The organism is Streptomyces sp. NPDC004629 (assembly GCF_042873595.1).
In the GTDB taxonomy this organism is placed as follows: Bacteria; Actinomycetota; Actinomycetes; order Streptomycetales; family Streptomycetaceae; genus Streptomyces.
This window is the reverse complement of the sequence record NZ_JBIALO010000001.1, coordinates 286,457-300,056: the sequence shown is the minus strand read 5'-3', so window position 1 is coordinate 300,056 and position 13,600 is coordinate 286,457. Positions and strand designations below refer to the sequence as shown.

The following is a 13,600-nucleotide window of genomic DNA, read 5'->3' as shown; positions in this document are numbered from 1 at the left end:
GCCGTACACACCCGCAGGTACGTCGTGGCCGGTCGCGTCGTTCCCCGCTGGGGGCGGCGGGGGGTCAGGTGGGGCGTAGGTGGATGATGTCGGCTGCGGCCACCGGCTCCTGGATGCCCTCCGGTGTGGCGATCACCAGGCGGCCGTCGCCGTCCACCGCCACGGCCTCGCCCACGACGGCCCGGTCGCCCGGCAGCTCCGCCCGCACGGTGCGGCCCAGGGTCGCGCAGCCCGCCGCGTAGGTCTCCTGCAGGCCGCTGACGGAGGGATCGCCGCCGGCCGAGCGCCAGCGGCTGTACCAGTCCTCCAGCGCACGCAGCATCGCCCGCAGCAGCGGGTCGCGGTCCGTGCTCACGGCGCCGGCCAGCGCCAGCGACCCGGCCTGCGGCACCGGGAGTTCCGCGGCGCGCAGGGTGACGTTGACGCCGACGCCCACGACCACGCCGTCGTCCCCGGCCCGCTCCGCGAGGATGCCGCCGGCCTTGCGCTCCTCGCCTCCCACGGTCACCAGCAGGTCGTTGGGCCACTTCAACGCCGTGTCGACGCCCGCGGCCCGGGCCAGCCCGGTGGCCACCGCGACGCCCGTGAGCAGCGGCAGCCAGCCCCAGCGGGACACCGGCACCTCGGCGGGGCGCAGCAGCACCGAGAAGAACAGCCCGGAGCGGGCCGGCGCCGTCCAGCGGCGGTCCAGCCGGCCCCGCCCCTGCGTCTGCTCCTCCGCGACGAGCACCACGCCCTCCGCCACGTCGCCCGCCGCGGCCCGGGCCACCAGGTCGTTGTTGGTGGAGCCGGTGCGCCGCACCACCTCCACCTCGCTCCACAGGCCACCCTCACGCACCAGCCCGCGCCGCAGCGCCGTGCCGTTGAGGGGCGGGCGGTCCAGGTCGGACCACCGGTCGTCGTTCGCGTCTGCTGGATCTCGCGGCGTCATGCAAGCCACCCTAGGTGTGGTGAACACCGCACTGCCGACCGATAGGGCCGCCAGTACGCTGCGGATCAGCAACCGTCCCCCCTTTTTTGAGCAGGCAGGGAGCCGCATCCCGATGTCCGAGCCGGAAGAGCGTCACGAGATCGACATCCATACGACCGCCGGGAAGCTGGCGGATCTCCGGCGCCGTATCCAGGAGGCGACGCACGCCGGCTCCGCACGTGCCGTGGAGAAGCAGCACGCCAAGGGAAAGCTGACGGCTCGCGAGCGGGTCGTGCTGCTGCTCGACGAGGGGTCGTTCGTCGAGTTGGACGAGTTCGCCCGGCACCGGTCCACGAACTTCGGCCTCGAACAGAACCGGCCGTACGGGGACGGCGTGGTCACCGGGTACGGAAGGGTGGACGGCCGGCCCGTCGCCGTGTTCTCGCAGGACTTCACCGTCTTCGGCGGCGCGCTGGGCGAGGTCTACGGGCAGAAGATCGTCAAGGTGATGGACTTCGCCCTGAAGACCGGCTGCCCGGTCATCGGGATCAACGACTCCGGGGGCGCGCGGATCCAGGAGGGCGTCGCCTCGCTCGGCGCGTACGGCGAGATCTTCCGCCGCAACACGCACGCCTCGGGTGTGATCCCGCAGATCAGCCTGGTCGTCGGCCCGTGCGCGGGCGGGGCCGTCTACTCGCCCGCGATCACCGACTTCACGATCATGGTCGACCAGACCTCGCACATGTTCATCACCGGCCCGGACGTCATCAAGACCGTCACCGGTGAGGACGTCGGCTTCGAGGAGCTGGGCGGTGCCCGCACCCACAACACCGCCTCCGGTGTCGCCCATCACATGGCCGGGGAAGAGAAGGACGCGATCGAGTACGTCAAGCAGCTCCTGTCGTACCTGCCCTCCAACAACCTCAGCGAGCCGCCGGCCTACCCGGAGGAGGCGGACCTCTCCGTCACGGACGAGGACCGCGAGCTGGACACGCTGGTGCCGGACAGCGCGAACCAGCCGTACGACATGCACACGGTGATCGAGCACATCCTGGACGACGGCGAGTTCTTCGAGACCCAGCCGCTGTTCGCGCCGAACATCCTCACCGGGTTCGGCCGGGTGGAGGGGCGCCCGGTCGGGATCGTCGCCAACCAGCCGATGCAGTTCGCCGGCTGTCTCGACATCGACGCCAGTGAGAAGGCCGCGCGGTTCGTGCGCACCTGCGACGCCTTCAACGTGCCGGTCATCACCTTCGTCGACGTGCCGGGCTTCCTTCCCGGCGTGGACCAGGAGCACACCGGCATCATCCGGCGCGGCGCCAAGCTGATCTTCGCGTATGCGGAGGCGACGGTTCCGCTGATCACGGTGATCACCCGCAAGGCGTTCGGCGGGGCCTACGACGTCATGGGCTCCAAGCACCTCGGCGCCGACCTCAACCTGGCCTGGCCCACCGCCCAGATCGCGGTCATGGGCGCGCAGGGCGCCGTCAACATCCTGCACCGTCGCACCATCGCCGAGGCGGAGGACGCCGAGGCGACCCGGGAGCGGCTCATCCAGCAGTACGAGGACACCCTGCTCAACCCGTACGTCGCGGCCGAGCGCGGCTACGTCGACGCGGTGGTCCTGCCGTCCGACACCCGCCGCCACATCGTGCGCGGGCTGCGTCAGCTGCGGACGAAGCGCGAATCCCTGCCTCCGAAGAAGCACGGCAACATCCCCCTCTAGACCCGTCGGGAGCCGGCATGAACATCAAGGTCGTACGGGGCAATCCGACCCCGGAGGAGCTGGCCGCCGCACTGGCGGTGGTCCGCGTCCGCGCCGCGGCGGCGGCCGCCGCGGCGCCCGGCGCGGGGGCCCCCAGGGACGCGTGGTCCGACCCGGCCCGCATCACCACCACCCACGTCCCCCACCCAGGCCCAGCCACCTGGCCCCGCACCTACTGGCCCAGCTAGGCGCTCCGCTGGGAATGCCGCGATGTGCCGTCGGTCGTCTGCGGCACCATCGTGGCCGCTCACGCAGTTCCCCGCGCCCCTTCAGGGGAACCGCGCACGGCACCACAGACACCGCCCGCCAACTTGAGTACCCGTACTCAGGCCCCCCACCCCGCTCCAGCCCCACGCTAGTGGCATGCTGTGGTCGGACCCCGAGAACGAGCCGCCCAAGGAACTGCGCGAGGCGCAGGCCATGTTGCGGCGGCTCGGCCTCCTCATGGCGCTGGGCATGGTGCTCGCGATGATCGTGGCCGGACTGAGATGAGCCGGCCGAACCCAAGCGGAGCGAACCCGTGGCCGGACTGAGATGAGCCGGCCGAACCCAAGCGGAGCGAACCCGCCGTTACGCTGACCGCATGACAGACCATCCGCGCCGCCGGCTCGTGCTCGCCTCCCAGTCCCCCGCCCGGCTCGGGCTGCTCAGGCAGGCCGGGCTGGACCCCGAGGTGATCGTCAGCGGCGTCGACGAGGACGCGGTCACCGCGCCCACCCCCGCCGAGCTGGCGCTCGCCCTGGCCGAGGCGAAGGCCTCCGTGGTGGCGGCCCGGCCGGAGGCGCAGGGCGCGCTGGTGATCGGCTGCGACTCGGTGCTGGAGCTGGACGGGCGGGCGCTGGGCAAGCCCGCGGACGCCGAGGAGGCCACCGCCCGCTGGAAGTCGATGCGCAGGCGGGCCGGGATCCTGCAGACGGGGCACTGCGTCTGGGACACGACGAGCAAGCGGTACGTGTCGGCGATCGCCTCCACCGTGGTGCGGTTCGGCGAGCCGACGGACGACGAGATCGCCGCGTACGTCGCCTCGGGCGAACCCCTCTACGTCGCCGGTGCGTTCACCCTCGACGGCCGCTCGGCCCCGTTCATCGAGGGGATCGACGGCGACCACGGCAACGTGATCGGCATCAGCCTGCCTCTGGTGCGCAAGCTGCTGGCCGAACTGGGCGTCGGCATCACGGAGTTGTGGACACCGGCGGAGTGACGCCCGGCGCGGCCATCGCGGGTACGTCGTCCTGCGGATCCACCGCCTTTCCGCGGGGCCGCCGGGTGCCGGACCCGCCGGAACCGGCACCCGGCTCCTCAGCGCCGTCCTCCGGACCGTCCGCGGCTTCCGGGGCCCCGCCGGCACCCGGCGGGGCCCCGCCCGCCGACGGGGCCGTGCCGGGCTGGGCGTCGTACGTCATCAGGAGCAGGACGACCAGCGCGAGCACGACGACCATGAGCAGGAACGCGCTCCAGCCCACCGGTCCCCAGGCGAAGGCCCCCAGCAGCCCGTGCACCACGGCGACGCTGATCAGCAGGGCGCGGCCGAGGCCGGACGGGGCCCGGTTGCGGAGCGCGACGAGCAGGGCGACCAGGCCGCACAGCGCGAAGTAGAGGCCGAAGACCACTCCGCCGATCTTCGAGGACATCGCCATGGTGCCCGGGTCGAGGCCGGCCAGGGACATGTCCTGACGGTCGACGACCACCCCCAGGAACCAGTTCAGCGCGGCGACGAACAGCGCCTCGCAGAAGAGGACGACCGCCACCGCCCATGCCACCGGTCTGCGCACCACCGGCCCACCCACTTTCGACCCGCCCGAGCACATCTGCCGTTACCCGAAGTACGTTCGGGGCACCGCGAACGCTACTAACGGGTAAACCAGGGGACAAGGGTTCTGCCGCCGCCAGTAATCCGTTGGGCCATTCGTAGGGACTCCACAAAGAAACGAAGTGCGCCGCAGCACGCTCTCACAGAGACCTTGACCACATGACAGGACTAGGGTTTTCCGGTGGAGTCCTGCGTACCACGGTGCGACAAGGACTTTCGCGGGTCGAGCGGGCCTCGTATCACGCTCCGTGTGGGCAAGCTCACCAGTGGGGACGGGTCGAAGTGCCGTGTCGGCAGTCCCTAAACTCGGCTTGTTTCAAGGAGGGAGCCTCAATCGTGCGCAAGGTGCTCATCGCCAACCGTGGCGAAATCGCTGTCCGTGTGGCCCGGGCCTGCCGGGACGCGGGGATCGCGAGCGTGGCCGTCTACGCGGACCCGGACCGGGACGCTCTGCATGTCCGCGCCGCGGATGAGGCGTTCGCCCTGGGCGGTGACACCCCGGCCGGCAGCTACCTGGACATCGAGAAGGTCCTGAACGCGGCGCGCGAGTCCGGCGCGGACGCCGTCCACCCCGGTTACGGCTTCCTCTCCGAGAACGCCGAGTTCGCCCAGGCGGTGCTGGACGCGGGCCTGATCTGGATCGGCCCGCCGCCGCAGGCCATCCGCGACCTGGGCGACAAGGTGGCGGCCCGGCACATCGCGCAGCGCGCGGGCGCCCCGCTGGTGGCCGGCACGCCCGATCCGGTGAACGGCGCCGACGAGGTCGTCGCCTTCGCCGAGGAGCACGGCCTGCCGATCGCGATCAAGGCCGCCTTCGGCGGCGGCGGGCGTGGCCTGAAGGTCGCCCGGACCCTGGACGAGGTGCCCGAGCTGTACGAATCCGCGGTGCGCGAGGCGGTCGCCGCCTTCGGCCGCGGCGAGTGCTTCGTCGAGCGCTATCTGGACAAGCCGCGGCACGTGGAGACGCAGTGCCTGGCCGACCAGCACGGCAACGTGGTCGTCGTCTCGACGCGTGACTGCTCGTTGCAGCGCCGGCACCAGAAGCTGGTGGAGGAGGCCCCCGCACCGTTCCTGTCGGACACGCAGGTCGCCGAGCTGTACCGGGCCTCCAAGGCCATCCTCAAGGAGGCCGGCTATGTCGGCGCGGGCACCGTGGAGTTCCTGGTCGGCGTGGACGGCACGATCTCCTTCCTGGAGGTCAACACCCGCCTCCAGGTCGAGCACCCGGTCACCGAGGAGGTCGCCGGCATCGACCTGGTGCGGGAGATGTTCCGCATCGCCGACGGCGAGGAACTGGGCTACGGCGACCCGGAGCTGCGCGGCCACTCCTTCGAGTTCCGCATCAACGGCGAGGACCCGGGCCGGGGCTTCCTGCCCGCGCCCGGCACGGTCACCCTCTTCGACCCGCCTGCCGGCCCCGGCATCCGCCTGGACGCGGGTGTCGAGACGGGCTCGGTCATCGGCCCCGCCTGGGACTCGCTGCTCGCCAAGCTGATCGTCACCGGCCGCACCCGCAGGGAGGCGCTGGAGCGGGCCGCCCGCGCGCTGGACGAGTTCCAGGTGGAGGGCATGGCGACGGCGATCCCGTTCCACCGCGCGGTGGTCAGGGACCCGGCGTTCGCGCCCGAGCTGACCGGCGACGCGGACCCGTTCACGGTCCACACCCGGTGGATCGAGACCGAGTTCGTCAACGAGATCAAGCCCTTCGCGACGCCCGCCGACACCGAGGCGGAGGAGGACGGGGGCCGCGAGACCGTCGTCGTCGAGGTCGGCGGCAAGCGCCTGGAGGTGTCGCTGCCCGCCTCGCTCGGCATGAGCCTGGCCCGTACGGGTCTGGCGGCGGGCGCCAAGCCGAAGCGCCGGGCGGCCAAGAAGTCCGGGCCGGTGGCCTCCGGCGACAGCCTCGCCTCCCCGATGCAGGGCACGATCGTGAAGGTCGCGGTCGAGGAGGGCCAGGAGGTCAAGGAGGGCGACCTGGTGGTGGTTCTCGAAGCCATGAAGATGGAGCAGCCGCTGAACGCCCACAAGACGGGCACCATCAAGGGCCTGAGCGCGGAGGTCGGCGCGTCTCTCACCTCCGGCGCGCTGATCTGCGAGATCAAGGACTGACGGCCGAACCGCACGCACGCCCCCACGGGCCACCATGTATGCCGTGGGGTGCTGCGCGGTCGGCGACGCGGCGGGCGGCCCGGCCCCTGATCCCACCCGCAATGGCATCCTGGAGGCAGTCCGGGGTGAGGAAAGAGGGCGGGTGGAGGTCATGGCGGGCGTGTTCGCACAGGAGACTGCCGGGGCCCCGCGTGCCATGCGTGCCGACGCCCGCCGCAACTACGAGCGGCTGCTGACGCAGGCCCGCGCCGCGTTCGCCGAGCACGGCACGGACGCCTCGCTGGAGGACGTGGCCCGGCGCGCCGGGGTCGGGATCGGCACGCTCTACCGGCACTTCCCGAACCGGCACGCCCTGCTGAGCGCCGTCTTCGAGGATGCGGTGGGCGAACTCGTCGCCCGCGCACGCGAACTGCTGCACGCCCCGGAGCCCTGCGCGGCCCTGGTGACGTGGCTGCGCGAGGTGGTCGCGCACGCCGGGACGTATCGCGGTCTGGCGCTGGCACTGATGTCGGTGGCGTCCGACTCCGCCGACTCCGGTTCGGCGCTGGCCCGTTGTGGCACGCCGATCCGTGAGGCGGGCGGCGCGCTGCTCGCCCGGGCCCGGGAGTCGGGCGCCGTACGGGCCGATGTCACCATCGGCGACCTGCTCCAGCTCACCCATGCGATCGGCCTGGCGGCGGCGGAGTCACCAACCGACCCAGACCTGGCAGACCGCCTCCTCACCCTGACGCTACACGGCCTGACGCACTAGGGACCCAGCGAAGTCGATTGCGGTTCGACAGCGCCCCCGAAGGGGCGCGAGGAACTGCGCGACCAGCCAAAACGAACCCGCAGCCGACCGACGGCACCCCGATAGGGGCGCGGGGAACTGCGCGACCAGCCACAACACACCCGCAGACGGAAGACGGCGTATCACGCACCGGTCGACGGAGCCCGGTCACAGAACCGCCGCAGCCGACCGACGCCGTATCACGGCAAACCCAGCGCAGCTCACCGTCTACGCAAGTCCGCCACACGCCCCCGCTCAGCCGCCGCAGGCTGGTCGGCGCCGAGCACCGTGGCCGTGCGCAGTCCCGGGGCCGGGACCTGACCGCGTCGCTGGCCGGGCAGCGGCACGTCCCGGCGCTGCTGGCGCGCGGGCATGTGATCACCCCCCGGGCTGCCCGCCGCCCCGGCCACGGCGATCTGCACCCCTTGGTCGGCGAGGGCCTGGAGTTCGGTGGCGGCGCGATCGTCGTGGACCGGGGGCTCGTCGGTGACGAGCCGGGTGATGACGTCGGTCGGCACCGTCTGGAACATCGTGTCCGTACCCAGCTTGGTGTGGTCGGCCAGGACCACGACCTCCGCGGCGGCCTGCACCAGCGCGCGGTCGACGGACGCGGAGAGCATGTTGGACGTGGACAGCCCCCGTTCGGCGGTCAGACCGCTGCCGGAGAGGAATGCCTTGGAGACCCGGAGCCCTTGGAGCGACTGTTCGGCGCCGGAGCCGACGAGGGCGTAGTTGGAGCCGCGCAGGGTGCCGCCGGTCATCACGACCTCCACGCGGTTGGCGTGTGCCAACGCCTGGGCCACCAGCAGCGAGTTGGTGACGACGGTCAGTCCGGGCACCCGGGCGAGCCGGCGGGCCAGCTCCTGGGTGGTGGTCCCGGCGCCGACGACGATGGCCTCGCCCTCTTGGACGAGTCCCGCGGCGAGGTCGGCGATGGCCGTCTTCTCGGCGGTCGCGAGATGTGACTTCTGCGGAAAACCGGACTCGCGCGTGAATCCACCCGGTAGTACCGCACCGCCGTGCCGGCGGTCGAGGAGTCCTTCTGCCTCCAGTGCGCGCACGTCCCGCCGTACGGTCACTTCGGAGGTCTGGACGACGCGGGCGAGTTCACGGAGCGACACGGCTCCGTTCGCTCGCACCATTTCGAGGATCAATTGGCGACGTTCTGCAGCGAACACGAAACTGACAGTAACCCCAACGACCGTCTGCTTTCAGCAGTTTGCGCCGAATAACAGAAGTTGTTCGCATGGCAGGGTCGGAAGTGGTATAAGGCCTATCCGTTCCGACCATGCCGTACGCATGCCCGACAACTCCCCGTGACCAGCGGGGAGTCGGCCCCGGCGGCGTCAGCCCTCGCCGGCCTCCTTGCGGGTGTGCAACTGGCGGGCCACCTCGGCGATCGAGCCCGACAGCGACGGGTACACAGTGAACGCGTTCGCGATCTGTTCGACCGTCAGATTGTTGTCGACGGCGATCGAGATGGGGTGGATCAGTTCCGAGGCGCGCGGTGCCACCACGACACCGCCGACCACGATCCCGGTGCCGGGGCGGCAGAAGATCTTGACGAAGCCGTCGCGGATGCCCTGCATCTTGGCGCGCGGGTTGCGCAGCAGCGGCAGCTTCACGACCCGGGCGTCGATCTTCCCGGCGTCGACGTCGGCCTGGCTGTAGCCGACGGTGGCGATCTCCGGGTCGGTGAAGACGTTGGAGGAGACCGTCTTCAGGTTCAGCGGGGCCACCGCGTCGCCGAGGAAGTGGTACATGGCGATGCGCCCCTGCATGGCGGCGACGGACGCCAGGGCGAAGACACCCGTGACGTCACCGGCGGCGTACACACCGGGTGCGGTGGTGCGGGACACCTTGTCGGTCCAGATGTGCCCGGACTCGCGCAGCTTGACGCCCGCCTCCTCCAGGCCGAGTCCGGCGCTGTTCGGGATGGCGCCGACGGCCATCAGGCAGTGGGAGCCGGTGATGACCCGCCCGTCGGCGAGGGTGACCTCGACGGCGTCGCCGACCCGCTTGGCGGCGGCGGCGCGGGAGCGGGCCATGACGTTCATGCCACGGCGGCGGAAGACGTCCTCCAGGACGGCGGCGGCGTCCGGGTCCTCGCCGGGCAGCACGCGGTCACGGGAGGAGACGAGGGTGACCTTGGAGCCGAGTGCCTGGTAGGCGCCGGCGAACTCGGCGCCGGTGACGCCGGAGCCGACCACGATCAGCTCGTCCGGCAGCTCGGTGAGGTCGTAGACCTGGGTCCAGTTGAGGATGCGCTCGCCGTCGGGCCGGGCGTCGGGCAGCTCGCGCGGGTGACCGCCGGTCGCGATGAGCACGGCGTCGGCGGTCAGCGTCTCCTCGGTGCCGTCGGCGGCGGTGACGACGATCTTGCGGGAGCCGTCCAGCGCCTGCATGCCCTGCAGCCGGCCCCGGCCGCGCATGACCCGGGCGCCGGCCCGGGTGACGGAGGCGGTGATGTCGTGGGACTGGGCGAGCGCGAGCCGCTTGACTCGGCGGTTGACCTTGCCGAGGTCGACGCCGACCACGCGGGCGGCCTGCTCCGCGGGTGGTGTGTCGTCGGCGACGATGATCCCCAGCTCCTCGTAGGAGGAGTCGAAGGTGGTCATCACCTCGGCCGTGGCGATGAGGGTCTTCGACGGCACGCAGTCGGTCAGCACCGACGCCCCGCCGAGGCCGTCGCAGTCGACGACGGTCACCTCCGCGCCGAGCTGCGCGGCCACCAGCGCCGCTTCATATCCGCCGGGTCCGCCACCGATGATCACGATCCGAGTCACGTACCCCATTGTCCCGCACCCCTCAAGGTGGGGACCGCCCGGGGCGGCGGTGGTGTGCGTTCCGTTATCTGTGGGACCGGTGGGGCGAACGGGCGGCACGGACGTTGTGCCAGGGATTCGGGGGACGGAAGTTTCCGCTGCCGTACCCTCGACCCATGTCGCTCTATGCCGCATACGCCGGCAATCTCGACGCCCGGCTGATGTCCCGCCGCGCCCCGCACTCGCCGCTGCGCGCCACCGGTTGGCTGAACGGCTGGCGGCTGACCTTCGGCGGCGAGCAGTTGGGCTGGGAGGGCGCGCTGGCGACGATCGTCGAGGACCCGCTGTGCCAGGTCTTCGTCGGCCTGTACGACATCGCCCCCATGGACGAGCAGTCCATGGACCGCTGGGAGGGCGTGGGGCTCGACATCTACCGGCGGCTGCGGGTCCGGGTGCACACGCTGGACGGTGAGGAACCGGCGTGGACGTACGTGCTCAACGCCTACGAGGGCGGCCTCCCGTCGGCCCGCTACCTGGGCGAGATCGCCGACGCGGCGGAATCGGCGGGCGCCCCCCACGACTACGTAATGGAACTACGCAAACGCCCCTGCTGACCCAGCACACAGACAGCGCCCCGAAGGGGCGCGGGGCTGTATCCATATGCGGCTCCGCCGCGCGGGCGCGCCCAGCCACAACAAAGCCGCACCCAACCGACGACAGCACGCCCCTCCTCCCTCCCTCCCCAGCCAGCGCAGCGTTTCCTTGGAAACGGCAAGACAACGATCGCATTCTCTTGACCTCCGTCATCTACGCGCGTAGGCACAAACCGGCTACGCTCGTCCGCGTGAACGCATCTCTTCTTCCGGACGACATCCAGGGCGACCCATACGCCGCCGCCGACGCGGCCGCCACGCGCCTGCGCGCACTCACGGGCGCCGAGACACACGATGTCGTCCTCGTGATGGGCTCCGGCTGGGCACCCGCCGTCGACGCCCTGGGCGCCCCCGACGCCGAGTTCCAGGTCACCGAGCTGCCCGGCTTCCCGGCGCCGGCGGTCGAGGGACACGGCGGCACGGTCCGCTCGTACGCCATCGGGGACCGGCGCGCGCTGGTCTTCCTCGGGCGCACGCATTACTACGAGGGCCGGGGCGTGGCCGCCGTGGCGCACGGGGTGCGCACGGCCGTGGCCGCGGGCTGCAAGACCGTGGTGCTGACCAACGGGTGCGGCGGGCTGCGCGAGGGCATGCGGCCCGGGCAGCCGGTGCTGATCAGCGACCACATCAACCTGACGGCGACCTCACCGATCGTCGGGGCGAACTTCGTCGACCTGACCGATCTGTACTCGCCGCGGCTGCGGGCCCTGTGCAAGGAGATCGACCCGACGCTGGAGGAGGGCGTGTACGCGCAGTTCCCCGGCCCGCACTACGAGACGCCGGCCGAGATCCGGATGGCCCGGGTGATCGGCGCGGACCTGGTGGGGATGTCCACGGTGCTGGAGGCCATCGCGGCGCGCGAGGCGGGCGCGGAGGTGCTGGGGATCTCGCTGGTGACGAACCTCGCGGCGGGCATGACCGGTGAACCCCTCAACCACGAGGAGGTCCTCCAGGCGGGCCGCGACAGCGCGACACGGATGGGTTCACTGCTGGCCCAGGTGCTGGGCCGGCTGTAGGACGTGGCGCTCCGCTGGGAGGGCCGTGATGTGTTGTCGGTCGGCTGCGGCTGCGCCGTGGCTGGTCGCGCAGTTCCTCGCGCCCCTTCGGGGCGCTGTAGATGCTGTAGATGACGGAGGTTGACCGATCGTGCACGACGAACTCCTCGCGCGGGCCCGAGCGTGGCTGGCCGAGGACCCCGACCCGGACACCCGTGAGGAACTCGCCAAGCTCATCGACGCCGGGGACCACGCGGAGCTGGCGGCCCGCTTCAGCGGCACCCTCCAGTTCGGCACCGCCGGGCTGCGCGGCGAACTGGGCGCCGGGCCGCAGCGGATGAACCGCGCGGTCGTCATCCGCGCCGCCGCCGGTCTCGCCGCGTACCTCAGGAAGCAGGGGCGGACCGGCGGGCTCGTCGTCATCGGCTACGACGCCCGGCACAAGTCCGCCGACTTCGCCCGCGACACCGCGGCCGTGATCACCGGCGCCGGGCTGCGCGCGACCGTGCTGCCGCGGCCCCTGCCCACCCCGGTCCTCGCCTTCGCGATCCGGCACCTGGGTGCCGTCGCCGGCGTGGAGGTCACCGCGAGTCACAACCCGCCCCGGGACAACGGCTACAAGGTCTACCTCGGCGAGGGCACGCAGATCGTGCCGCCCGCCGACCGCGAGATCGCCGCCGAGATCGACGCGATCGCCTCGCTCGACGACGTGCCGCGTCCGGACGGGGGCTGGGAGACCCTCGACGACTCCGTCCTGGACGCCTATCTCGCCCGTACCGACGCCGTGCTGGCCGACGGCTCGCCGCGTACCGCGCGCACCGTCTACACGGCCATGCACGGCGTCGGCAAGGACGTCCTGCTGGCCGCCTTCGCCCACGCCGGGTTCCCGGAACCGGTCCTGGTCGCCGAACAGGCGGAGCCCGACCCTGACTTCCCGACCGTGGCCTTCCCCAACCCGGAGGAGCCCGGCGCGATGGACCTCGCCTTCGCGCAGGCCCGCGCGAGCGAACCGGACCTGGTCATCGCCAACGACCCGGACGCGGACCGGCTCGCCGTCGCCGTCCGGGACGGCGGGGCGTGGCGCATGCTGCGCGGCGACGAGGTCGGCGCGCTGCTCGCCGCGCACCTGGTCCGGCGCGGCGCCACCGGCACCTTCGCCGAATCCGTCGTGTCCTCCTCGCTGCTCGGCCGGATCGCCGCGCGGGCCGGGCTGCCGTACGAGGAGACACTGACCGGCTTCAAGTGGATCGCCCGTGTGGCGGGTCTGCGCTACGGCTACGAGGAGGCCCTCGGCTACTGCGTCGACCCGCAGGGCGTGCGGGACAAGGACGGCATCACCGCCGCCCTGCTCGTCACGGAGCTGGCCTCCGAGCTGAAGGAGCAAGGGCGGACCCTGCTGGACCTCCTCGACGACCTGGCCGTGGAGCACGGGCTGCACGCCACCGACCAGCTCTCGGTGCGGGTGCAGGACCCGTCGGTCATCGCGGACGCCATGCGGCGGCTGCGCGCGCACCCGCCGGCCGAACTGGCCGGTCTCGCCGTCACCCGGGCCGAGGACCTGGCCGGCGGCTCGGACCGGCTGCCGCCCACGGACGGGCTGCGCTACACCCTCGACGGCGCCCGGGTCGTGGTCCGGCCCAGCGGCACGGAGCCCAAGCTGAAGTGCTATCTGGAGGCCGTCGTCCCGGTCGCCGGGCACGCCGGGCTGCCGGCCGCCCGGGACCGCGCGGCCGGCCTGCTGAACGCCCTCAAGCGGGACCTGGCCGCGGCCGCCGGCATCTGAGGCGCCGGCGGTCGCCTCCGGGGTGCGCCCGGGACGAACGG

General features: G+C 72.0%; 13 protein-coding genes. 9 read left to right on the top strand and 4 right to left on the bottom strand.

All coding sequences use genetic code 11. The features are described 5' to 3' along the window. Positions 1 to 64 precede the first annotated feature (64 nt). Complete coding sequence (locus ACFYTE_RS01395) at positions 65 to 931, bottom strand: biotin--[acetyl-CoA-carboxylase] ligase (RefSeq protein ID WP_388703262.1); 867 nt, start codon at positions 929 to 931, stop codon at positions 65 to 67. Between the two features lie 112 nt (positions 932 to 1,043). On the opposite strand from ACFYTE_RS01395, the gene ACFYTE_RS01390 reads away from it, so the two are divergent. The 4 genes from ACFYTE_RS01390 (at position 1,044) to ACFYTE_RS01375 (ending at position 3,876) form a co-directional block, all read left to right on the top strand. Then, entirely contained in the window at positions 1,044 to 2,636 is a 1,593-nt protein-coding gene (locus ACFYTE_RS01390; protein WP_388703259.1) for an acyl-CoA carboxylase subunit beta, read from the top strand. 17 nt (positions 2,637 to 2,653) lie between these two features. Beyond that, positions 2,654 to 2,863, top strand: a complete 210-nt coding sequence (locus ACFYTE_RS01385; RefSeq protein ID WP_388703257.1) for an acyl-CoA carboxylase epsilon subunit — start codon at positions 2,654 to 2,656, stop codon at positions 2,861 to 2,863. Between the two features lie 175 nt (positions 2,864 to 3,038). Further along, positions 3,039 to 3,167: a morphogenic membrane protein MmpB gene (gene mmpB / locus ACFYTE_RS01380; RefSeq protein ID WP_388703255.1), complete on the top strand. Its 129-nt coding sequence runs from the start codon at positions 3,039 to 3,041 to the stop codon at positions 3,165 to 3,167. A 91-nt stretch (positions 3,168 to 3,258) separates the two neighbouring features. After that, positions 3,259 to 3,876: a Maf family protein gene (locus tag ACFYTE_RS01375; RefSeq protein ID WP_388703253.1), complete on the top strand. Its 618-nt coding sequence runs from the start codon at positions 3,259 to 3,261 to the stop codon at positions 3,874 to 3,876. Here the strand turns inward: ACFYTE_RS01375 and ACFYTE_RS01370 are convergent. Continuing rightward, positions 3,848 to 4,435, bottom strand: a complete 588-nt coding sequence (locus tag ACFYTE_RS01370) for a hypothetical protein (RefSeq protein WP_388704014.1) — start codon at positions 4,433 to 4,435, stop codon at positions 3,848 to 3,850. The genes ACFYTE_RS01375 and ACFYTE_RS01370 overlap by 29 nt on opposite strands. 386 nt (positions 4,436 to 4,821) lie before the next feature. On the opposite strand from ACFYTE_RS01370, the gene ACFYTE_RS01365 reads away from it, so the two are divergent. Both ACFYTE_RS01365 and ACFYTE_RS01360 read left to right on the top strand, forming a co-directional pair. Continuing rightward, positions 4,822 to 6,594, top strand: a complete 1,773-nt coding sequence (locus ACFYTE_RS01365) for an acetyl/propionyl/methylcrotonyl-CoA carboxylase subunit alpha (RefSeq protein ID WP_388703251.1) — start codon at positions 4,822 to 4,824, stop codon at positions 6,592 to 6,594. Between the two features lie 151 nt (positions 6,595 to 6,745). Continuing rightward, entirely contained in the window at positions 6,746 to 7,345 is a 600-nt protein-coding gene (locus ACFYTE_RS01360; RefSeq protein ID WP_388704011.1) for a TetR/AcrR family transcriptional regulator, read from the top strand. A gap of 239 nt (positions 7,346 to 7,584) precedes the next feature. Here the strand turns inward: ACFYTE_RS01360 and ACFYTE_RS01355 are convergent, their stop codons facing one another. After that, positions 7,585 to 8,541 carry a DeoR/GlpR family DNA-binding transcription regulator gene (locus tag ACFYTE_RS01355; RefSeq protein WP_388703249.1) on the bottom strand — a complete coding sequence of 319 codons (957 nt, stop codon included), beginning with the start codon at positions 8,539 to 8,541 and terminating at the stop codon, positions 7,585 to 7,587. A 168-nt stretch (positions 8,542 to 8,709) separates the two neighbouring features. Then, entirely contained in the window at positions 8,710 to 10,158 is a 1,449-nt protein-coding gene (locus tag ACFYTE_RS01350; protein ID WP_388703247.1) for an NAD(P)H-quinone dehydrogenase, read from the bottom strand. A 146-nt stretch (positions 10,159 to 10,304) separates the two neighbouring features. Between ACFYTE_RS01350 and ACFYTE_RS01345 the strand changes: the two genes are divergently transcribed. From ACFYTE_RS01345 to ACFYTE_RS01335, 3 genes are all read left to right on the top strand, one after another. After that, positions 10,305 to 10,742 (top strand): gamma-glutamylcyclotransferase, encoded by a 438-nt coding sequence (locus tag ACFYTE_RS01345; protein WP_388703244.1) that lies wholly within the window; start codon positions 10,305 to 10,307, stop codon positions 10,740 to 10,742. Positions 10,743 to 10,972: 230 nt separating this feature from the next. Further along, positions 10,973 to 11,797, top strand: a complete 825-nt coding sequence (locus ACFYTE_RS01340; RefSeq protein ID WP_388703241.1) for a purine-nucleoside phosphorylase — start codon at positions 10,973 to 10,975, stop codon at positions 11,795 to 11,797. Positions 11,798 to 11,927: 130 nt separating this feature from the next. Continuing rightward, entirely contained in the window at positions 11,928 to 13,559 is a 1,632-nt protein-coding gene (locus ACFYTE_RS01335; protein WP_388703238.1) for a phospho-sugar mutase, read from the top strand. The last annotated feature ends 41 nt before the right edge of the window (positions 13,560 to 13,600 follow it).

What these genes read in the sequence shown, in the direction of transcription:
- ACFYTE_RS01395 (WP_388703262.1), bottom strand. Translation starts at nt 931, where the DNA reads ATGACGCCGCGAGATCCAGCAGACGCGAACGACGACCGGTGGTCCGAC.
- ACFYTE_RS01390 (WP_388703259.1), top strand. Translation starts at nt 1,044, where the DNA reads ATGTCCGAGCCGGAAGAGCGTCACGAGATCGACATCCATACGACCGCC.
- ACFYTE_RS01385 (WP_388703257.1), top strand. Translation starts at nt 2,654, where the DNA reads ATGAACATCAAGGTCGTACGGGGCAATCCGACCCCGGAGGAGCTGGCC.
- mmpB (WP_388703255.1), top strand. Translation starts at nt 3,039, where the DNA reads ATGCTGTGGTCGGACCCCGAGAACGAGCCGCCCAAGGAACTGCGCGAG.
- ACFYTE_RS01375 (WP_388703253.1), top strand. Translation starts at nt 3,259, where the DNA reads ATGACAGACCATCCGCGCCGCCGGCTCGTGCTCGCCTCCCAGTCCCCC.
- ACFYTE_RS01360 (WP_388704011.1), top strand. Translation starts at nt 6,746, where the DNA reads ATGGCGGGCGTGTTCGCACAGGAGACTGCCGGGGCCCCGCGTGCCATG.
- ACFYTE_RS01350 (WP_388703247.1), bottom strand. Translation starts at nt 10,158, where the DNA reads ATGGGGTACGTGACTCGGATCGTGATCATCGGTGGCGGACCCGGCGGA.
- ACFYTE_RS01345 (WP_388703244.1), top strand. Translation starts at nt 10,305, where the DNA reads ATGTCGCTCTATGCCGCATACGCCGGCAATCTCGACGCCCGGCTGATG.